This is a genomic window from Pseudomonas jilinensis (assembly GCF_003586265.1).
Lineage (GTDB): Bacteria > Pseudomonadota > Gammaproteobacteria > Pseudomonadales > Pseudomonadaceae > Halopseudomonas > Halopseudomonas phragmitis.
In genome coordinates this window covers 73,384-94,595 of record NZ_QJSA01000010.1, presented here as the reverse complement: position 1 = coordinate 94,595, position 21,212 = coordinate 73,384, and the positions used below count along the sequence as shown (strand labels likewise).

17 protein-coding genes are annotated in these 21,212 nt (G+C 60.1%); 12 read left to right on the top strand and 5 right to left on the bottom strand.

All coding sequences use genetic code 11. From position 1 onward, the window contains the following. Nucleotide 1: 1 nt before the first annotated feature. Nucleotides 2-2,845: a putative bifunctional diguanylate cyclase/phosphodiesterase gene (locus C2846_RS12050; protein WP_119701545.1), complete on the bottom strand. Its 2,844-nt coding sequence runs from the start codon at nt 2,843-2,845 to the stop codon at nt 2-4. 219 nt (nt 2,846-3,064) lie between these two features. On the opposite strand from C2846_RS12050, the gene uvrD reads away from it, so the two are divergent. Next, nucleotides 3,065-5,236: a DNA helicase II gene (gene uvrD / locus C2846_RS12045; protein WP_080049011.1), complete on the top strand. Its 2,172-nt coding sequence runs from the start codon at nt 3,065-3,067 to the stop codon at nt 5,234-5,236. Nucleotides 5,237-5,318: 82 nt separating this feature from the next. After that, nucleotides 5,319-6,419, top strand: a complete 1,101-nt coding sequence (locus C2846_RS12040; RefSeq protein WP_080049012.1) for a TRAP transporter substrate-binding protein — start codon at nt 5,319-5,321, stop codon at nt 6,417-6,419. 99 nt (nt 6,420-6,518) lie between these two features. Here the strand turns inward: C2846_RS12040 and C2846_RS12035 are convergent, their stop codons facing one another. Then, the gene (locus C2846_RS12035) at nt 6,519-7,097 is read right to left on the bottom strand and encodes a hypothetical protein (protein WP_080049013.1); all 579 of its coding nucleotides are present in this window, start codon (nt 7,095-7,097) and stop codon (nt 6,519-6,521) included. A 112-nt stretch (nt 7,098-7,209) separates the two neighbouring features. Between C2846_RS12035 and C2846_RS12030 the strand changes: the two genes are divergently transcribed. From C2846_RS12030 to C2846_RS19170, 5 genes are all read left to right on the top strand, one after another. After that, complete coding sequence (locus C2846_RS12030) at nt 7,210-7,695, top strand: MarR family winged helix-turn-helix transcriptional regulator (RefSeq protein ID WP_119701544.1); 486 nt, start codon at nt 7,210-7,212, stop codon at nt 7,693-7,695. 125 nt (nt 7,696-7,820) lie between these two features. Further along, complete coding sequence (locus tag C2846_RS12025) at nt 7,821-8,762, top strand: hypothetical protein (RefSeq protein WP_080049015.1); 942 nt, start codon at nt 7,821-7,823, stop codon at nt 8,760-8,762. A 98-nt stretch (nt 8,763-8,860) separates the two neighbouring features. Continuing rightward, a complete protein-coding gene (locus C2846_RS12020) occupies nt 8,861-9,706 on the top strand; it encodes a hypothetical protein (protein WP_119701543.1) in 846 nt (281 codons plus the stop codon). 383 nt (nt 9,707-10,089) lie between these two features. After that, nucleotides 10,090-10,893, top strand: a complete 804-nt coding sequence (locus tag C2846_RS12015; protein ID WP_131038217.1) for a hypothetical protein — start codon at nt 10,090-10,092, stop codon at nt 10,891-10,893. Nucleotides 10,894-11,185: 292 nt separating this feature from the next. Next, nucleotides 11,186-11,584 (top strand): DUF4124 domain-containing protein, encoded by a 399-nt coding sequence (locus C2846_RS19170; protein ID WP_420849050.1) that lies wholly within the window; start codon nt 11,186-11,188, stop codon nt 11,582-11,584. A 133-nt stretch (nt 11,585-11,717) separates the two neighbouring features. Here C2846_RS19170 and C2846_RS12010 read toward each other — a convergent pair whose 3' ends face one another. Genes C2846_RS12010 through C2846_RS12000 form a run of 3 tightly spaced genes read right to left on the bottom strand, consistent with a single transcriptional unit; the run spans nt 11,718 to nt 14,083 of the window. Further along, complete coding sequence (locus C2846_RS12010; protein WP_119701541.1) at nt 11,718-13,088, bottom strand: TRAP transporter large permease; 1,371 nt, start codon at nt 13,086-13,088, stop codon at nt 11,718-11,720. Then, on the bottom strand, nt 13,088-13,648 hold the full coding sequence (locus tag C2846_RS12005) for a TRAP transporter small permease subunit (protein ID WP_080049018.1): 561 nt from the start codon (nt 13,646-13,648) through the stop codon (nt 13,088-13,090). The genes C2846_RS12010 and C2846_RS12005 overlap by 1 nt, the downstream gene beginning before the upstream one ends. 42 nt (nt 13,649-13,690) lie before the next feature. Then, nucleotides 13,691-14,083, bottom strand: a complete 393-nt coding sequence (locus C2846_RS12000; protein ID WP_080049019.1) for an acyl-CoA thioesterase — start codon at nt 14,081-14,083, stop codon at nt 13,691-13,693. 248 nt (nt 14,084-14,331) lie between these two features. On the opposite strand from C2846_RS12000, the gene C2846_RS11995 reads away from it, so the two are divergent. From C2846_RS11995 to phoU, 5 genes are all read left to right on the top strand, one after another. Then, on the top strand, nt 14,332-15,306 hold the full coding sequence (locus C2846_RS11995) for a PstS family phosphate ABC transporter substrate-binding protein (protein ID WP_080049020.1): 975 nt from the start codon (nt 14,332-14,334) through the stop codon (nt 15,304-15,306). Between the two features lie 144 nt (nt 15,307-15,450). Continuing rightward, nucleotides 15,451-17,748, top strand: coding sequence for an ABC transporter permease subunit (locus C2846_RS11990; RefSeq protein ID WP_080049021.1), 2,298 nt, complete (start codon nt 15,451-15,453; stop codon nt 17,746-17,748). 23 nt (nt 17,749-17,771) lie between these two features. Beyond that, the gene (gene pstA, locus C2846_RS11985) at nt 17,772-19,436 is read left to right on the top strand and encodes a phosphate ABC transporter permease PstA (protein WP_080049022.1); all 1,665 of its coding nucleotides are present in this window, start codon (nt 17,772-17,774) and stop codon (nt 19,434-19,436) included. A 46-nt stretch (nt 19,437-19,482) separates the two neighbouring features. After that, complete coding sequence (gene pstB / locus C2846_RS11980; RefSeq protein ID WP_119701584.1) at nt 19,483-20,328, top strand: phosphate ABC transporter ATP-binding protein PstB; 846 nt, start codon at nt 19,483-19,485, stop codon at nt 20,326-20,328. Between the two features lie 17 nt (nt 20,329-20,345). Further along, nucleotides 20,346-21,068: a phosphate signaling complex protein PhoU gene (gene phoU, locus C2846_RS11975; protein WP_080049023.1), complete on the top strand. Its 723-nt coding sequence runs from the start codon at nt 20,346-20,348 to the stop codon at nt 21,066-21,068. Nucleotides 21,069-21,212 lie beyond the last annotated feature (144 nt).

Below are 21,212 nucleotides of genomic sequence, written 5' to 3'. Positions count from 1 at the left end.
CCTAGTTCATCAGGCCCCGGTGCTCCTCCAGCATGGCGGTAAAGTCGGCCGCCGAGAGCGGCCGGCTGATCAGATACCCCTGCACTTCGTCGCAGCCGTACTGCTTGAGATAGGCCAGCTGCACATCGCGCTCGACCCCTTCGGCAACCACGCGCAGGTCCAGGCTATGGGCCATGGCGATGATCGCCCGGGTAATCGCCGCGTCCTGGCTGTGTTGGCCCAGATCGGTGACGAATACCCGATCGATCTTCAGGGTATCGACCGGGAAGCGCTTGAGATAGGCCAGCGAGGAGTAGCCGGTGCCGAAGTCGTCGACTGCCAGGCGAATCCCCATGGCCCGCAGCTCGGCGATATTGTGGGCCACCGCATCGACATGTTCGAGGAACATGCTTTCGGTCAGCTCCAGCTCCAGATACTCGGCCGGCAACTGGCATTCCTCAAGGATATGCTGGACCCGGCGGGCGAAGTGGCTCTGGCGCAACTGCTGCACTGACAGGTTGACCGATACGCAGACCGGCGTTGGGCCCTGGTGATACCAGTGGCTGGCCTGACTGCAGGCTTTGTGCAGCACGGCATCGCCCAGGGCGATGATCAGCCCGGTTTCCTCGGCCATGTCGATAAAGTCGCCCGGCATCACCAGACCACGCTGTGGATGTTGCCAGCGTACCAGCGCTTCGGCGCCGCTGATGCTATCGTCGTTCAGGTGCAGCTTGGGCTGGTAATGCACCACCAGTTGGTTGTCTTCGATGGCCTTGCGCAACTGGTTTTCCAATTGCAGGCGCTCCAGGCTGTAGGCCCGCAGTTCTCGGGTGAAGAACCGGTAGGTGTTGCCGCCCAGGTGCTTGGCATGCTGCATGGCCTGGTTGGCCTGGGTGATCATCAACAGGCTGTCACGGGCGGTATCCGGGAACTGGCTGATGCCGATAGAGGCAGTGACCACCAGTTCATGGCCCATGATGCTGACCGGCTGGCGCAGGCCTTTGAGCAGTTGAGCGGCCAGTTCGCTGAGCTGTTCGAGGCTGGTGTCGCGTTCGACCAGAATCACGAACTCGTCGGCCGACAGGCGCGCCAGGGTATCGGCCTCGGGAGCCAGATCGCTCAGGCGCCCGGCCACCAGTCGCAGCAACTGGTCGGCTACGTCATGCCCGAGGGTGTCGTTGATGTACTTGAAGCGGTCCAGGTCGATATGTAACAAGGCCAGCCCGTAGCGGTACTGACGGGCCCGGCCGGTGGCTTCCTGCAGGCGCTGGTTGAACAGGTTGCGATTGGCCAACTGGGTCAGCGCGTCGAAATTGGTCAGGTACTGAAGCTGTTCTTCGGTCTGGCGGTGGGTGGTCAGATCGGCGAAGAAGCCGACCAGATGGGTGGTTTCACCCTTGTGGTTGCGCACGACGGTCAGTTGCAGCCACTGTGGGTAGCGCTCGCCGCTGCGGCGTTGTTCGAGCAGCTCGCCCTGCCAGCGATCCTGGGTATGCAGCAACTGGCTCAGGCGCTGATAAGTGTCGAAAGCGTCGGCCAGATCGTTCAGGCGGTAAATCGGTTGACCGATCACATCCCCGGCAGCGTAGCCACTGATTACGCTGAAAGCCTGGTTGACCGCCAGGATTTTCAGCTCGGGATCAAGAATGTAGATACCTTCGGAGGTGGCCTCGAATACGGTTGCTGCCAACTGCGCCTGTTCCTGCTGGTGCTTGCGGGCGGTGATGTCGCGACGGGTGCCGATCATCCGGGTTACCCGGCCGCTGTCATCGCGGGCCACCGCCCGGCCACTGTCTTCGACCCAGATCCAGCGGCCATCGGCGTGCCGAACCCGGTACTCGATGCGATAGGACGGGGTATTGCCACGCATGTGCCGAACCAGGGTTTCCTGCAGCGGCCGCACATCGTCCGGGTGCAGGCGTGGGCGCAGATCCCTGAGCATGCTGGTGACCGACTCGGCCGGTAAGCCGAAAATCTCTTGCAGGTGGGAGTGAAATACCTGATCGGTTTCCAGGTTCCAGTCCCATAGCCCCAATTCACTGGCTTCCATTGCCAGGCTGAGCTGGGTTTCGCTGGCACTCAGGGCCCGGGTTGCCTGTTCCAACTCGGCGGTACGCTGACGTACCCGCTCCTCCAGGGCGTCATGGCTGTCTCGCAGATGCTGTTCGGCCTGGCGCCGCTGCTGGATTTCCCGGGTCAGTTGCTGGTTCAGTGCCTCGGCCTGTTGTCGGGCATCGTCCAGCCGCGCCACCAGCGCCTCGTTGCGCTGATTGGCCCGGGCAGTAGTGATCGCCGAGCGATTGATGAAAGCTGCCGCCAGCATCAGGCAACTAAACAGCGCCAAAGCCATCAAGCCCCAATAGGGGCTGGAAGGGTCGTCGCGACTCAACAGATAGATGATTGGCGGCAACCAGCAAGGCAGGGCAAAGGTGATGAACGCCAGAAACCGTTGAGCGTAGATAATGCTTACGCACAGACTGACCCCGGTGACCAGCCCGTAGGCTGGTGCTTGCAGACTGAAGTTGTCGAGCGGCACCAGGAACAGATGCACATAGGCCATGCTCAGGCCGGACAGGGCATTACCCAGATAGAACAGCAGGCGCCAGCGCAGGCGCAGCTTGATTGCGTTGGAGGCTTGCCGGTAGCGGTTCACCAGATGGCTGCGCAGCAGCACCAGCAAACCGATCAGCAGTAGCCAGGCCAACAATACAGGGCGCTCGGTATGCTCCCAGACAAGCAAGCTGATGGCGCTGGCCGAAAGCAGGATCAACCACTGTGGCAGACGCGAATAGTGATACAGCTTATCGAGCTGGCGTAGGCGCTGCTCGGTGTGGCCACTGGCAAATGGGCTGGTGTCAAACGTCATGATGACGTGGTCCCCTGAACGCTGAGCGTTTCTTGTTGTTACGTGTTGTCGTGGCTGGCCGAAGATCTGTACCGCGACAGTATCAGATTTTGCACCATACACCAGAGCGCTGATCCGGCCCAGCCTTTTTTAGTCGCTGCTTTATAGCGCCAAAGCCTCTGGACCGCGGGCTTGGGCAAATTCTACCGAGGGACCGGCGGTCGCTGGTAGAATGCCCCGATGGATATTTCACACCTTATCAACTCGCTTAACGACGCCCAGCGCCAGGCGGTCACCGCCAGCCCTGGGCAACAACTGGTTCTGGCTGGCGCCGGCTCGGGCAAGACCCGGGTGCTGGTGCATCGCATCGCTTGGTTGATCCAGGTCGAGAATGCCTCGCCCTGGAGCATTCTGTCGGTGACCTTTACCAACAAGGCCGCCTATGAAATGCGCCAGCGTATCGAGCAACTACTCGGTATCTCGCCGCAGGGCATGTGGGTCGGCACCTTCCACGGCCTGGCCCACCGCCTGCTGCGCGCCCATTGGCGTGAGGCCGGACTGGCCGAACAGTTCCAGATCCTCGACAGCGATGACCAGCAGCGGCTGGTCAAGCGGGTCATCCGCGAACTGGGGCTGGATGAGAACCAGTGGGCGCCGCGTCAGGCTCAGTGGTGGATCAACGCACAAAAGGACGAAGGCCTGCGCCCGCAGCACATCCAGCCGGCCGGGGACCTGTACCTGACCACCATGCTGCGCATTTATGCGGCCTATGAACAGGCCTGCGCGCGTGCCGGGGTGGTGGATTTCGCCGAACTGCTGTTGCGCTCGCTGGAGCTGTGGCGCGACAACGCCGGGTTGCGCGAGCAGTACCAGGCGCGTTTCCGTCACTTGCTGGTCGACGAGTTTCAGGACACCAACGCTGTGCAGTATGCCTGGCTACGCCTGATCGCCGGTAGCAACCCGAGTCTGATGGTGGTTGGCGATGATGACCAGTCGATCTACGGCTGGCGCGGCGCGCGGATCGAGAACATCCAGCAGTTCCAAAGCGACTACCCCAACGCCGAGCTGATCCGGCTGGAACAGAACTACCGCTCCACCGCGCTGATCCTCAAGGCCGCCAACGCGCTGATCGGCAACAACGCCGGGCGTCTGGGCAAGGAGCTGTGGACCGACGGCAGCGAAGGCGAACCGATTGCCCTGTATGCCGGTTTCAACGAACAGGACGAGGCGCGCTATATCGTCGAGCGTATCGAGCAGGCGGTGGGCGAGGGCATGGCCCGCCGTGAAATCGCCATTCTCTATCGTTCCAACGCCCAGTCGCGGGTGCTCGAAGAGGCTCTGCTGCGTGCCGGCATTCCCTACCGCATCTACGGTGGACAGCGCTTCTTCGAGCGCGCCGAGATCAAGAACGCCATGGCTTACCTGCGTCTGGTCGCCAACCGCGGCGATGACGGCGCGCTGGAGCGGATCATCAACCTGCCGACCCGGGGCATTGGCGACAAGACCGTCGAAGCGCTGCGCGAGCACGCCCGCGCCTGCAACGTCACGCTGTGGCAGGCAGCCTGCGACATGCTCGATATGAAAGCCCTGCCCGGGCGCGCGGCCAATGCGGTCCAGGGCTTTTTGCAACTGATTGAGGAAATGGCCCAGCGGGTCGAAGGTCTGCCGCTCTACAGCATGACCCAGCAGGTCATCGAACACAGCGGCCTGCTGCGTTTTCACGAACAGGAAAAGGGCGACAAGGCCCAGGCACGGGTCGAAAACCTTGAGGAACTGGTGTCGGCTGCCCGCGCCTTCGAGAATGATCAGGCTGAGCTGGAAGAAGAGGGCAATGTGCTGCTGGCCTTCCTCGCCCATGCTTCGCTGGAGGCCGGCGATACCCAGGCCGACCAGTTCGAGGACAGCGTCCAGCTGATGACCCTGCACAGCGCCAAGGGCCTGGAATTCCCGCTGGTGTTCCTGGCCGGAGTGGAAGAGGGCCTGTTCCCGCACAAGATGAGCCTGGAAGAGCCCGGCCGGCTGGAGGAGGAGCGGCGTCTGGCCTATGTTGGCATCACTCGCGCCATGCAGCAGTTGGTGATCACCTGGGCGGAAACCCGGCGGCTGTATGGCAGCGAAACGTTCAACAAGATTTCCCGCTTTGTGCGCGAGATCCCATCCGAGCTGATTCGCGAGGTACGCCTGGGCAACCAGGTCAGCCGTCCGTTCGGGCCGAAGAACAAGCTGTTCCAGGCCGAAGCCACCGAAAGCACCGGCTTCGCCCTGGGTCAGCGAGTGGCGCACGGCCTTTTCGGCGAGGGCGTGGTACTCAACTACGAAGGACATGGCGCCCAGGCCCGTATCCAGGTCAACTTCGACGACGAAGGCAGCAAATGGCTGATGGTCGCCTATGCCAAGCTGCAGCCGCTGTAATCACACCGAGTGCGACAATTACTACAGCAATAGCCGGCGCTGAGGACAGCGCTTGAGCGAGTAGAAGTCAGGAGCTTGATTGATGAAACGACGTGAACTGATCACCGCCGCCGGTCTGGGCCTCGGTGCCATGGCCCTGGCCGGTTGCCAGGACCAGGACAAGGCCATCGCCGAGGGCGGTGAGCAAAGCCAGCAACGCTTTCGCTGGAAAATGGTCACCTCCTGGCCAAAGAACTTCCCCGGCCTTGGCACCACGGCCGAGCGCTTCGCCGACACGGTCAACCGTCTGTCCAGTGGCCGCTTGCGCATCCAGGTGTTTGCCGCCAACGAACTGGTTCCAGCCCTGGAAGTGTTCGATGCAGTCTCCAGCGGCACCGCCGAGCTGGGCCACAGCGCGGCCTATTACTGGAAGGGCAAAAGTGCCGCTGCGCCGTTCTTTACCGCCGTGCCTTTCGGCATGAACGCCCAGGAAATGAATGCCTGGTTGTACGAAGGCGGCGGCCTGGAACTGTGGCGCCAGGCCTATGCTCCGTTCGGTGTCCTGCCGTTGCCCTGCGGCAATACCGGGGTGCAGATGGCCGGCTGGTTCAACAAGGAAATCAACAGCCTTGATGATCTGCGCGGGCTGAAGATCCGCATGCCCGGCTTTGGCGGCGAAGTGCTGGCCCGTGCCGGTGCCACCACGATCAACCTGCCGGGTAGCGACATCTTCACCTCGTTGCAGAACGGCATGATCGATGCGACTGACTGGGTCAGCCCTTACAACGACCTGGCCTTCGGTCTGCACCAGGCCGCCAAATACTACTATTACCCCGGCTGGCAGGAGCCCTGTGCGGTGCTTGAGCTGACCATCAACCAGCGCGCCTTCGAGGCCTTGCCGGCCGATCTGCAGAGTATTGTCGAAGAGGCCGCACGGACCACCAACCAGGCCATGCTCGATGAGTACACCCGGCGCAACGCCGATGCCCTCAATACCCTGGTCAACGAGCACCAGGTACAACTGCGCCGGTTGCCCGATGAGGTGCTTGAACGGCTGCGTGAACTATCGATGCAGGTGTTGGACGAAACCGCCAACCAGGATCCGCTCAACCGCCAGGTCTGGGACTCGATGGAAGCTTTCCGGCAAAAGGTCTGGGCCAACCATGCGCTGGGCGAACAGGTGATGTACGGTTTGCGTGGTTGAGTAGTGAAATGTAATGTCCCTGCGGGTGCGGTTCGTTGCAGTACTTGAACCACGCCCTCAGCGTTTGCCGGACTTCAGCAAATCAGGCCGGTTTTTTCCTCACCCGCCAAACACCGCCCGCAGCGCTTTCAGCGCTTCCATTTCCTCGCTGCTCAGCTCGGTCGGGGCGCAGCGCGGGTCGGTTTTCTGCAGGGCGCGCGACATGGCGGCGGTCAGCGGGATGGGATCGCAGCCGTGGCCCTGTTCGCAGATCATGTCGCGCTGCGGCTCGGCCTTGACGTGGCAGGCAAAGCAGTTGCCACCAAACTTGTTGTTGACGTCGGCAAAGCCGCGGGCACGGATGCTGGCGCCCTCGGCGCTGACGTCCAGTTCGATGAACTCCCAGTCTTTGGTTACCGGGCTGAAACCGGGGTCGCGCTTGACCATTACCTCGGTGGGGATCAGTTGCACCACCGAGCCGGGCGGGTAGACGCCGCCGTCGAGGGCGTTGGCAACCGCCAGGGTGGCTTCCAGATCGCCCTTCAGGTTGTCGACAAAGAAGCCGCGTACCGGGGTCATGTCGCGGATGCAGCCGAAGCTGTCAGCGCTGATCGGGTCGGCCGGTGCTTCGGCATGGGTGGTGATGGCCAGACTGGTCAGTGCGGCGGCGAGCAGCAGGCGGCTGTGGCTGAGGTTCACGGGGAGGCTCCTGAATTTATATTGTGTGCAATATAATTTGCCTGATTGGCCGTAGTGTCAACCGCTGGCGCCCGATAGAATGATGTCTGACTTCACCGATGGACTCTGTTGCATGTCTTCTCCCTCTCACTTGCACCTGCGCAACCAGATCTGCCTGGCCCTGTATTCGGCGGGCAATGCCCTGTCGCGGGCCTACCGGCCGTTGCTCGAGCCGCTGGATCTGACCTATCCGCAGTACCTGGTGATGCTGGCGTTGTGGGAGGAGGACGGTGTGTCGGTGACCGCCATCTGCGAGCGCACCCGGCTGGATACCGGTACCGTGACGCCGTTGCTGAAACGGCTGGAGGCCAAGGGGCTGCTGCTGCGTGCCCGTTCAGCCGAGGACGAGCGCCGGCGGGTGATTAGCCTGACCGACAGCGGCCGGGCGCTGCAGGCGCGCGCCGAGGACATTCCCCTGCGCATGGCCTGCCTGGGCGTGCTGACCCCGGCGGAGGGCGCTGAGCTCAAGCGCCTGTCGGAAACCCTGTATCGCAATCTGCTGGCGTTGGAGCAGCTGCGTGCCGATCCGGGGGATAACGGGGACGGGTTGGCGGGTTAGCTCTGTCGCTGTTCGATGGCAGTTAAAGGCTGATCAATGTAGCCCTTGTGGAACACCCCGCCCTTGAGCCTCTGCGGTCAGGTCGCTAAACTGCCGGGCTTTGTCACACTGCACAGGACGTAAGGATGCGTAACCTTCTCTGCCTGGTTCTGATCGGCATGCTGGCCGGTTGTAGCCAGGATTTCGCCCGCCTGACCTTTGAAGAGTCGGCCCGCGCCGACCGCCACTGGAGCAAGCCTGCCTCCAAGCCCGAAGTCTTCGCCGCCTACAAGCAAGCCATCGTTGGTCAACTGCAGGAACAGGGTATTGAGCCGACCAAGGTATCGATGCGCATCGATCCGGACGACGATCACTCGGTGATCCTCAGCATCAGTAACGGCGGTGCACAGCCCGAGCAACTGCAGGCCTTTCAGCAGAGCCTGCAAGCGATTGTCGAAGCCCGTGAAGCATTGCCACTGACTGTGACCTTCAACCTCAGCCGTCAGCCCGGTGGGCAGGAAGAGACAGAGGCTGACAGCGAAGAGCTGGGCAGCTATCAGGCTGAAATGACTCTGGGCAGGGTCGTGCTTAGCCACAGCTACGGCCTGGGCGACATGCTCGCCGCCGCCTTGACAGGCAACAGCGGAGCCAGAAGCTCAGTGTTCTGTAATATCAGTGTCAAGCTTGAACCCCATCTGCCGTTCAACTACCTCGCCTACAAGCTGGACGAGGACAGCGAAGAGGGTCGTTATGTGGTTGGCCGGCGTAGCTCGGAAATACTGAACGCCGAACTACAGTTCAACAACGCCCGGCTGCAGGCCATGCTCGATAACGATGAAGTAGGCATCAGCCCCCCTGTCGAAAGCCGCGGACGGGCCAGCATGTTCAGCGGCCGCCTCAACCAGATCGACCTGCAGCTCGGCCCGGTTGGCGACGTACGCCACCAGAGTGGCAAGATCGACTCGATAGTCCACTCGCGGCTACGCGGCCAATGCAGCGAGCTGGCCATCGGCCTCGGCCAGCCGTTCAGCTTCTATATGGGCAACACCATCGACCGTCTCACCGCGGTCAGCGCCATCGAAGGCTAAGCGAGATTCTGATGGCGAGTACTGATCGGGAGTGCTTCGGCACTCTCACTGTGCTTGTTGTCGCGCAGTAAACAAGGAATAACTGTCAAGGAATGGCAATGGACAATATCAAGACCTTCGCAAGTGGTTTCTGGGACAACCTGGATCTGATCATGATTGCCCTGACCACTACCGGCATGACACTGCTGGGGCTGGTGGCGGGCGTATTTGTGGTCGTTCTCATGCAGCGCCGGGGCTGGTTGGCGCGCAAGAATGCCTGGCACCACTGGCTGCTTAAACTCTATTGGCTGGCGCTGCCTTGCCTGGGCGGTTTTCTCGGACTCCAGTACGGCATTCTGTCGACGTTGGAACAGCAGGTACACAGCGAGATCAAGCGCCAGCGGCCAGTGGTGGAAGATATTGCGCTGGGCTTCACTGCCGAATATCACGCCTATATCAGTCAGCAAGGGCCGCGACTGGAGCTGGAGAAATATCGCAGTTACAGCGTTGAGCAGGTACTGGTGGAGCTGGTCGATGCCTATTTGGCCGAGGTGCCGTTGGCCTATCTGCAAGCCACTGATACTGCTGGGCCGATGCAGCGCCTGGCTCAGCGCGGCTGGGAATCGTTACGCCGCACCGTGCTGCGCGAATATATGGTGCGCCAGATAGTCAACAAAGTGATCATTCCGGCCGGGACCAAATACACCCGACTCGACGAGCGCACTTTGCGCGATCTTACCCAGTTGCGTTTCGATACGCTGATGGACGCCGACGGCATCATTGCCTTCGTCAATCAACAGGTCAGTCGCTTCATGCGCCAGTTCTATCTGATGGTACTGTTGCAGGCACTGGCGCTGCTGGTGTTGATCGCAGCAGAGGTCGGCATTTCGTCCTGGCTGGGCCAGCGCCGTCGGCGCGAAGAGCCTGATGACAAGCTACAACCGACAGCGGCAACGGCCGGATAAGGCGATCACGTTCAATCCTGCTTTTGGGGGGCGCAAGCACCTGCTCGTGTTTTCCTAATATCAGCCCACAAAAAGGACAATCTTGGCTGTCCCTGACAAGTCCTATCTCATTGAATGCAAGCTTTGGGTGCGATGACGGTCAGAGTCCACGCGACGGAAAATAATCTCAGCAGATTCCAAATCTCCCAAAGAGTAGAATTTCTGGCCAACCAGAGGCTACAGTGAATAGAACACTTGAGATGGCTCGAAATGGACGCACGGGGCTCAAGGAGCGTTGGTGAAGCTCCCGCACGTTGTAGGTATCGTTCAAAAAGGGCGGGATTTGCTGCGAGAGCGTTCCTGGGGAGGTGGCAATGTTTGGATGGTTAGCAGAGCGAACTAGGATGGCGAAAGTCGCAGGGCTGTGGGCCGACGCCACTCAGATTAACCCGGGCGATGGTGGGCAAATTGTTATGATGGCTTCCGGTCTCGTCAAGAGCGCTAACATGAGGGCAGAAGACGCGTGGTTAACTGCACTGACTAACTGGGCATATAATAATCCAGACCCTGAATCAAGATTCATACTGGCTAGCGGTCTAGTTCGGTTCCTTGGTATCTACGGTTTCAGCGCAGGCCTTAGCCCTGAGTGTCGTAATGCTTGTTGCGTCGTTGCTGAGAATATTTTGTCAGCGCATGCTATTTTCGATCCTGCTATCCGCAAATCTACCCAACAGCAGGTAGGGTTAGAAAACGAGGGTGAAATAAAAAAGCTCTTGGAGCCTTCAGCATTTCCTCGCAGTACTCATGTTAGGGGGAGAGTCTCAAACTCAATACAATCGCCTAATAAGCCAAACAAGAGTGAGCTTTATAAATTTGCTCTAGAGTTCCTTAGCCTAAAGCTGTGCGAGGAAGGCTATGCAATAATTCTGATGGCCGAAGATCGAGGAAATATTCCGAGTCTAATAATAGAAAAAAATGGCGAGGAGTTTCATGTCTTGTTGCATTTGGATGTTTGGCCTGAGAGCACTACGCCGCCGTCATTTTTGATTAATACATTCCTTGATGTTGCTGGGGACTCCGGGGTCGAGTTAAAAATTGCAAAAATTTGTGCTTTCAATAAGTATGCCGAGAGTGAGCATGATAAAGGTGATATTACAAGTTCAAATTTCGAGTTCAGCTTCGGTGCTTTCGAAAGCTGGAGGCAGTAATTGTAATAATAGCCTCGAAAACTAAGTGGTCCGCTCAGCTGAGTAGGGGCTAAATGTGCCGTCAGCTAGGTGGGCCGGTTCTGGATAGGACTAAAATCCGACAGGGCGGCCGCAGTATCTGGATAAACACGAAAGAGTCGACCAATTATTCTTGTGCTGGGAGTTGGTGAGGTTTTCTGTATTTTCGGGGTTTGATATTTATCTTTTGGTCAGGAGGTTTAAGGCGGTAATTTAATGGCTGATTAATATGGAGGGGAAAGTTTAATATGGCGGCGTTAATTTTTTAATTTTGGTGATTTTATTCCCCCAATTTGCTCTGGGGCAGATTTATAAGTGTCAAGAAGAAGACGGTTGGGTGATTTTTGCTCAGGTGCCGTGTCAGAGTGAGACAGAAAGGGCTGAAGTCGTAGAAGTTAAGCTTAATCAAGTTGGGTCGTTAGCAAGTCCTTCGGAGATTGAAGAGATGAGACGGGAGCAGTCTCAGCGTGGAGAGGGTAGGAAGCCTAAAATCGTGTATGACTCCAGTGGTGAGGAGCAGCATACACATACTGGACGCCTTAAAAGGCGTTTGCGGGAATCCCAAGAAGCGGTTAACGAAATTTCTGGAGATATTGAGTCACTACGAGAAGTAAGGGGGTATGACGTCAACAGGCGCCTGCGAGAGAATGAACGCAGACTGAATAAAGAGTGAGGGGAGTCTGCTAGTATACAGAGGCTGTTCCCGTACGTAATTTGAACTGCTCAATTTAGCGTATAGGGCTGGGTTTGGCAGACGACTGCACGGTGGTCGTAATCTACCCCAAAAACCACACACCGCCAACCTCCTACAACACCCCCGGCAACCAGGTGATCAGTCCCGGCCAGACGGCGGCGATGATCAGCATCAGGATCTGGATAGCGATAAACGGCAGTACCCCTCGGTACATGGCGCTGGTCGGGACGGTGACCGGGGTGACGCCGCGCAGATAGAACAGCGCGAAGCCGAACGGCGGGGTGAGGAACGAGGTTTGCAGGTTCAGGGCGATCATGACCCCCAGCCAGATCGGGTCCAGGCCCATCATCAGCAGCACCGGACCGACGATCGGAACCACCACAAAGGTGATCTCGATGAAGTCGAGGATAAAGCCGAGCAGGAAGATCACCAGCATCACCAGAATGGTCGCAGTGACCACCCCGCCGGGCAGGCTGGTGAAGGCCTGATGAATCAGCTCTTCGCCACCGAAGCCGCGAAATACCAGAGAGAAGATCGAGGCGCCGATCAGGATCATGAACACCATGGCGCTGATCTGGGTGGTCGATTCGACCACTTCACGCAGCCGGGTCAGATTCAGTTGACCCTTGATCAGCGCCAGCAGGGTAGCGCCCAGAGCGCCGACGGCGGCGGCTTCGGTGGCGGTGGCGATGCCGCCGAGGATTGAACCGAGTACCGCCATGATCAATAGCAGCGGCGGCAACAGGCTGCCGAGCAGGCTGAGCAGTTTGAGCTCTCCGCGCTCTTCGGCCGGGATCGCCGGCAGCTTGTGCGGGCGTAGCAGGGCCACGCCAGCCAGATACAGCAGATACAGACCGACCAGCAGCAGACCGGGCAGCAGTGAACCGATGAACAGGTCGCTGACGGTGACGGTCTGGGGCGAGAAGATGCCCTGGCGCAACTGGGCCTGCTGATAGGCGCTGGACAACACATCGCCCAGCAGAACCAGAATGATCGATGGTGGAATGATCTGCCCCAGAGTACCGGTGGCGGCCAGGGTGCCGGTGGCCACCGCCGGGTCATAGCCGCGCCGGAGCATGGTCGGCAGGGCCAGCAGGCCGAGGGTGACTACGGTGGCGCCGACAATGCCGGTACTGGCGGCCAGCAGCGCGCCGACCAGACAGACCGAGAACGCCAGCCCGCCGCGCAGCCCGCCAAACAGCCGGGACATGGATTCGAGCAGGCTTTCGGCGATCCGCGATTTCTCCAGCATCACGCCCATGAACACGAACAACGGCACCGCCAGCAGGGTCTGGTTGTTCATGGTGCCGAACAGCCGGCTGGGCAGGGCGCCGAAGAAGCTTGGATCGAAGTTGCCAAGCACCACCCCGAGCCCGGCGAACAGCAGTGACAGCCCGCCCAGCGTAAAGGCTACCGGGTAGCCGACCAGCAGACACAGACACAGACACAGAAACAGGGCGATGGCCATGAACTCGGGCGGCATCACAGCTCCTCCTGTGGCTGGCTGTCGAGATGCCGGGGCAGGGCGCCGCGCAGGACCGCGGTAGTCTTGATCAACTGGGCGATGGCCTGCAGCAGCAGGCTGGCGACCAGCAGCAGGATGATGCTCTTTTGCAGATAGACCCAAGGCAGGCCGCCGGCATCGGCCGAGCGCTCCTGGCGGGCCCAGGATACGGCGACATAATCCCAGCAGCTCCAGGCCAGAAACAGGCACACCGGCAGCAGGAACAACAGGGTGCCGGTCAGGTCGACCAGTGCCTGGCGTTTGGCACTGTGGCGGCGGTAGAAGATATCCACCCGGACATGAGCGTCACGCTGCAGGGTCCAGGCGGCTGCGCCCATGAACACCAGCGCGTGGGCGTACATGATCAATTCCTGGGCGGCAGTAGCACCCAGGCTAAAACCGTAGCGCAGCAGCACCACGTAGCAGGTCAGCACGACCATCAGCAGCGTCAGCCAGGCCAGCGTCCGGCCGAGGCCGGCGTTGACCAGATCGATGACCCGGGCCAGACGCAGGGCGATGGCCATGGGGGAACCGGACATGTGCGGGAACCCTATGCGGCGCGGGGCCTGATGCCCCGTCGGTCAGGAAGGAATGACGCGGGTGCGGCCGCGGTCGTCGATTGCGACGAACACGAATACCGCTTCGGTCACCTTGCGGCTTTCATCGTGGGCCAGGTCTTCGCTCCAGACCTCGACCAGCACCTTGATCGAGCTGCGACCGATATCCAGCACATGGCAGTGAAACGCCAGTTGCGCGCCGACCGGCACGGGGACCATGAAGCCCATGCGGTCGATGGCCACGGTAGCGACCCGGCCACGGGCAATGCGCGAGGCGGTGCTGGTACCAGCCATATCCATCTGCGAGACCAGCCAGCCACCATAAATGTCGCCGAAGCTGTTGCAGTCGCGGGGCAGAGCGGTGACCTTGAGCGCCAGCTCACCCTTGGGAACAGGTTCCTTGTCTAGATCGTGCATGTATCACTCGATAAGGTATGTTGTAATTGTTGTCTTCCATCAACCCGTGGAATCAGGCTTGACAGGGCAGAAACAGCGCTATGTTAAGGGATTGCGGGGGCCCTCTCAATCTTTGTCGACGGGCTGCGCGGCTTAATGGCGCATACTGGCAGCCTTCATACAATTGTCATATTCCTTGAATAGGGTTGTCACACGGCTTCCAGATACTTGGTCGCGTGTTGCCAATACATACTCTCAAGGAGTTATTCATGAAACTGAAGCAATTGTGCGTCGCCATTTCCTTCGCCGCTGTGGGCGCGATCAGCACTGCCGCTGTAGCTGACATTGATCCGAACCTGCCGAAGTATGAGCGCGCCAGTGGCGTGTCCGGTAACCTGTCCAGTATCGGTTCCGACACCCTGAACAACCTGATGACTCTGTGGGCTGAAGAGTTCAACAAGTTCTACCCGAACGTTAACGTCCAGATTCAGGGCGCTGGTTCCTCCACTGCGCCGCCGGCCATCACCGAAGGCACCGCCAACCTGGCGCCGATGAGCCGCGCCATGCGTGACTCTGAAATCCAGACTTTTGAAGGTCGTCATGGCTATGCGCCCTACGCGCTGCCGGTCGCCGTCGACATGCTGGCTGTTTATGTCAACAAGGACAACCCGATTGAAGGTCTGAGCCTGCCGCAGGTTGATGCCATCTTCTCCGCTACCCGTCGCTGCGGTTACGAAGCCGACATCACCCGCTGGGGCCAGTTGGGTATGACTGGCGCCTGGGCTAACCGTGACTTCGCCCTGTACAGCCGCAACGCGGTATCCGGCACCTACGGTTTCTTCAAGGACAACGCCCTGTGCGGCGGTGACTTCAAATCCAGCATCAACGAGCAGCCGGGTTCTTCCTCGGTGGTTCAGGGTGTGACTGAGTCGATCAACGGTATCGGCTACTCCGGTATCGGCTATCGCACCTCGGGTGTGCGCGTCGTTCCGCTGGCTACCGAGGAGGGCGCTGACTTCGTTGAAGCGACTGCCGAGAACGCTGCCAATGGTACTTACCCGCTGGCCCGTTACCTGTACGTCTACATCAACAAGAACCCGAATCAGGATCTGGACCCGCTGACCCGCGAATTCGTCAAGATGCTCTACACCCAGGAAGGTCAGGGCGTAGTTGATCGTGACGGTTTCGTGACTGTGCCCAAGTCGGTTGCCGACAAGGTACTGAGCGACCTGAACATCAAGTAACGGATTGCGTTTACCGCCAGGGATGGCGGGTTATCGGAAAAGGGGCCTGCGGGCCTCTTTTTTCATGTCTTTGTAACATTGCTGTCACACAGACTCCTTAGCCTGTGCTGACCATAGTGCCAGGACCGGATAGAGCAGCCTGTTATGACTGACATTACCTCAACGATCGGCAAGAGCGCCCCTCCGCGCTCCTTGCTGCCCGATGCCGAAGCCAGAAAGCGCCTGCGCCAGCGCCGGCTATTCAAGGACAATGCCTCGCGTTGGGGCATCAGCGCCGCCGGTTTCGGCGTGGTGTTCGCTTTGGCGCTGATCTTCATTTACCTGTTCTATGAGGTGGCGCCGATTCTGCGCGGCGCCTCGGTCACCCCACTGACCAGTCAGCCGGTGCCAGTGGCTGACGCCCGAACCCAGGCCATTCTGATCGAGCGTTACGAGGAGCTGGGTTTCCAGTACAGCGACGATGGCCAGGTCAGCTTCTTCGAACTGGCCAACGGCAATCTGCGCAGCCAACTGCCACTAAATCTGCCCGAAGGCGCTAAGGTCACCAGTTTTGCCGCTACCGAGCCGGGTACCCAGGTGACCGCCCATGGCCTGGATAATGGCCAGGTCGTGGTGGTGCAGCATGCCTATACTCTGAGCTTCCCCGAGGGTCGCCGGGTGATCGCGCCGCGGCTGGAAGCTCCGCTGGGCAGTGATCCTATTACCCTTGACGAACAGGGCCAGGCACTCAAGCTGCTGGCGATTGAAAGCCGCACCCGTGGTCGGGCCGGGACCATGATCGCCGGGGTGACCGAGGACAATCGACTGCTGCTGGCCAACCTGGCCACCCGTACCAACCTGATGACCGGAGCCACCAGTGTTGATCGCCAGGTCTACAGCCTGCCGCCGATCCCGGGTGAGCCGGTGCGCCTGCTGGTCGACAAGGCCCTGCGCAGCCTGTATGTGGCTGACCGCAGCGGCAAGATCCACTATTACGATGTCAGCCAGCCGGCCAATGCCCGGCTGGTGACCAGTGTCGATGCCGGTAACGGCAGCCCGATCACTGCGATGGAGTTCCTGGTCGGCACCGTGTCGTTGATCGTGGGTACCGAGCGCGGCGAGCTTAGCCAGTGGTTTCTGGTGCGTGATGCACAGAATCGCTATGACCTGACCCGTATTCGTGATTTCAAGAACCATGGCGCGGCGATCACCGCCATTGCCCCGGAATACAACCGCAAGGGCTTTATTGCCGGTGACGCCAAGGGCCAGATCGGGGTGCATTACGGCACCTCGTCACGCACCCTGTACCTCAAGTCGTTGATTGACCGGCCGATCGAGCAGGTGGCGGTGTCGCCGCTCAATGGCCGGATCATGGCCCAGGATGATCAGGGCCAGCTGCACATTGCCGAGCTGTGGAACCAGCATCCGCAGCTGTCGTTTGCGGCGATGTGGAACAAGGTCTGGTATGAGGGCCGGGCCGACCCCGAATACATCTGGCAGTCGTCCTCGGCGACCGATGAATTCGAGTCCAAGTTCAGCCTGGTGCCGCTGTCGGTCGGGACCCTGAAAGCGGCCTTCTATGCCATGCTGTTTGCCATGCCGCTGGCGATTGCCGGGGCGATCTACACCGCCTACTTCATGACTCCCAAGCTGCGCGGCATCGTCAAGCCGAGCATCGAGATCATGGAAGCCTTGCCGACCGTGATCCTGGGTTTCCTTGCCGGCCTGTGGCTGGCGCCGTTTACCGAGGAACACCTGCCGGCAATCTTCAGCATTCTCTTGCTGCTACCGGTGATGATGCTGGTGTTCGCCTTCATCTGGACCAATGTCATTCCGGCTGGCCTGCGCCAGCGGATTCCCGATGGTTGGGAAGCAGCGCTGCTGGTGCCGGTCATCATCGGCTTTGTCTGGCTGGCAGTGTTCATGAGCCCGCTGCTGGAGATCTGGTTCTTCAACGGCAGCATGCGCCAGTGGTTCACCGATATTGGCATCACCTACGACCAGCGCAACGCCCTGATCGTTGGTATCGCCATGGGCTTTGCGGTGATCCCGACCATCTTCTCGATTGCCGAAGATGCGGTGTTCACCGTGCCCAAGCATCTGACCCAGGGCTCGCTGGCGCTGGGCGCCACCCGCTGGCAGACGGTGATCGGGGTGGTGCTGCCGACCGCCAGTCCGGGGATTTTCTCGGCGGTGATGATGGGCTTTGGCCGGGCCGTAGGCGAGACCATGATCGTGCTGATGGCGACCGGCAACAGCCCGGTAGTTAACTTCAACATCTTCGAAGGCATGCGCACGCTGTCGGCCAACATCGCCGTAGAGCTGCCGGAGACCGCCGTGGGCTCGTCGCACTTCCGCGTACTGTTCCTGGCCGCCCTGGTGCTGCTGGCGCTGACGTTCATCGTCAACACCCTGGCGGAAATCATTCGTCAGCGGCTGCGCGCCCGCTACAGCAACCTGTGATGAACCGGATTTAGGGGAAAGACATGAAAGCGTGGTTCAAGAGTGGGGCACCCTGGATCTGGCTGAACGCCGGAGCGGTAGCGGTGTGCATGATCATGGTGGTCGGCCTGATCGGGCTGATCGCGGTACGTGGGTTCGGCCACTTCTGGCCGGCCGATGTGGCCGAGGTGGTGATCACCGACGAGCAAGGCAATCGCAGCGTGGTGCTGGGCGAGGTGGTGCGTTCGCAGACCATCCCGGCAGCGGTTGCCCGCGATGCTGGCTACTACGTACCGGAAAACCGTGAGCTGGTCACCCGTTTCCTGTTCAAGCAGGGCAACCGCGACCAGACCGGACGTGACTTTGCCTGGTACACCGAGATCGGTATGGGCGAGTTCCAGTACCCGGAAAACGCCTTCGTCATCGAGCGCCGCGAGTGGGGCAACTTCTACGGCTACCCGGTCAAGCTGTCGCAGGACGGGCGGACCATCAGCGCCGAAGCGCCGGAGTTCTGGCAGGCGGTGCAGGCCTCGGTGGATCGCAGCCTGGAGCTGCACGACGATATCAAGGCCATTGAGCGCCGGCGTATCGGTCGGATCAACAGCGACATGGAGCAACTGCGCCTGGAGCGGCGGATGCTCGATCTGCGCAACGTCGAGGGGCTCGAGCGTGACCAGGCCGAGGCCCGTATCGATCAGCGCAGCAGTGAGCTGGACGCTGAGTATCAGGTGCTGCGCACTGAGCTGGACGCGCTGTACGCCAGCACCCGGCGCGACAGCCTGACCTTGCGCATGGCCGATGGCAACGAACTGGAGATCAGCTTTGCCACCATCGTCCGGGTCAGCCAGCCGAACGCCATGTCGGTGTTCGGCAAGCTAGGCCAGTACGTGGTGCGTCTCGGCGAGTTCATGACCGATGATCCGCGTGAGGCCAATACCGAGGGTGGGATTTTCCCGGCGATCTTCGGCACCGTGACCATGGTGTTCGTGATGTCGATCATCGTTACCCCGTTCGGCATCGCCGCCGCCATCTACCTGCGCGAGTACGCCAAACAGGGCACCATGACCCGGATCATCCGGATCTCGGTGTATAACCTGGCCGGGGTGCCGTCGATCGTTTACGGGGTATTTGGTCTGGGCTTTTTCGTCTACTTCCTTGGCGGCAGCATTGACCGGATGTTCTACGAGGCCTCGTTGCCGGCACCGACCTTCGGTACGCCGGGGCTGTTTTGGGCCTCGCTGACTCTGGCCCTGCTGACCCTGCCGATCGTCATCGTTTCCACCGAAGAAGGTCTGGCGCGGATTCCCAGCACCATCCGCCAGGGTAGCCTGGCGCTGGGCGCAACCAAGGCCGAGACCCTGTGGAAGGTGATCGTACCACTGGCCACGCCGGCGATGATGACCGGGCTGATCCTGGCGATCGCCCGGGCTGCTGGCGAAGTGGCGCCGCTGATGCTGGTTGGGGTGGTCAAGCTGGCGCCGACCCTGCCAATCGACGGCAACTTCCCGTTCATCCATATGGAGCGCAAGATCATGCATCTTGGTTTCCATATCTATGACGTGGGCTTCCAGAGCCCTAACGTTGAGGCGGCCCGTCCGTTGGTATACGCCACCGCGCTGGTCCTGGTCCTGTTGATCGTGGTGCTCAACCTGACCGCCATTTCGATTCGTAACCACCTGCGTGAGCGCTATCGCAGCGCTTCGGACTGATCGCCTTCAAGACAGGTAACACGACATGACTACCGAGACTGCAAGCATGAACACCCCCGCGCAACAGGGTAAAGTATCCGTTTCTGCTGCCAATGCCCTGGCAGACAAACAAGGCGGAGCACTGTCCATGGCGGATGAAAAAGCCAAGATCGAGGTACGCAACCTCGAATTGTTCTACGGCAATGACCGGGCCCTGAACGGTATTGACCTGACCATTCCGGAGAAGAAGGTCACCGCCTTCATCGGCCCGTCCGGTTGCGGCAAGTCGACCCTGCTGCGCTGCTTCAATCGCATGAACGATCTGGTCGATATCTGCCGCATCGAAGGCCAGATCCTGATGGACGGCAAGAACATCTACGACCGTGATGTCGATGTGGCTGAACTGCGCCGCAATGTCGGCATGGTGTTCCAGAAGCCCAACCCGTTCCCCAAGTCGATCTACGAAAACGTCGCCTATGGCCTGCGCCTGCAGGGCGTCAGCTCCAAGCGCGACCTGGACGAAGTGGTCGAGCGTTCGCTGCGCGCCGCGGCGCTGTGGGATGAGGTCAAGGATCGTCTGAACGATAACGCCTTCGGCATGTCCGGTGGTCAGCAGCAGCGTCTGGTGATCGCCCGGGCCATCGCCATCGAACCGGAAGTGATCCTGCTCGACGAGCCGGCTTCGGCCCTGGACCCGATCTCGACCCTGAAGATTGAGGAGCTGATCAACGAGCTCAAGGACCAGTACACCATCGTCATCGTTACCCACAACATGCAGCAGGCCGCGCGAGTCTCGGACTACACCGCGTTCATGTACATGGGCGATCTGATCGAGTTTGGTGACACCAACACCTTGTTCACCAACCCGAGCAAGAAGCAGACCGAAGACTACATCACCGGCCGTTACGGCTAACCCGCAGGGAGACTGCCATGAATCAAGACAAAGAAGCATTCAGCCATCACATCTCCCAACAGTTCAACGAGGAGCTGGAGGAAATCCGCACCCTCATGCTGGAGATGGGCGGTCTGGTGGAGATGCAGGTCAACGATGCCATCGTCGCCCTGATCGAAGGTGATGCCAAGCTGGCCGAGCTGGTGCGCGAGAAGGATGACGCGATCAACCAGATGGAGCGCAAGATCGACCAGGAGTGCATGCGCATTCTGGCCCGTCGTCAACCGGCGGCCAGTGATCTGCGACTGGTGATTAGCATCAGCAAGATCATCGTCGATCTTGAGCGCATCGGTGACGAAGCCTCGAAGATTGCCCGTCGGGCCCAGTATCTGGTCGAGGAAGGCCAGGCCCCGCGGGGCTACGTCGAGTGCCGGCATATCGGTTATCACGTGCGCAAGATGGTGCAGGACGCGCTGGACGCTTTCGCTCGCTTCGACAGCGATCAGGCCTTCGCCGTTGCCCGCGAGGACAAGGTGGTCGATCAGGAGTACAAGACCGCCATGCGCGAGATGGTCACCTACATGATGGAAGATCCACGCTCCATTACCCGGGTGCTGAACATCCTCTGGGTACTGCGCTCACTGGAGCGGGTCGGCGATCACGCGCGCAACGTTGCCGAACATGTGATCTATCTGGTCAAGGGCACTGACGTGCGCCACCTGGGCCTGAAGAACATGGAAGAGCAGTTGAAGAAGGACTGATCCGGTAGCTACACCAGTGACGCTTACGGCGGTCTGCAAGCCGCCGGGCGTCACCCTGTTACCCAGGGCAACCGCCCTCCAGCTTATGCTCGACAGCATATCTGATATTCCGTATATTCGAAAAACCGAATATAACGGAGTCCC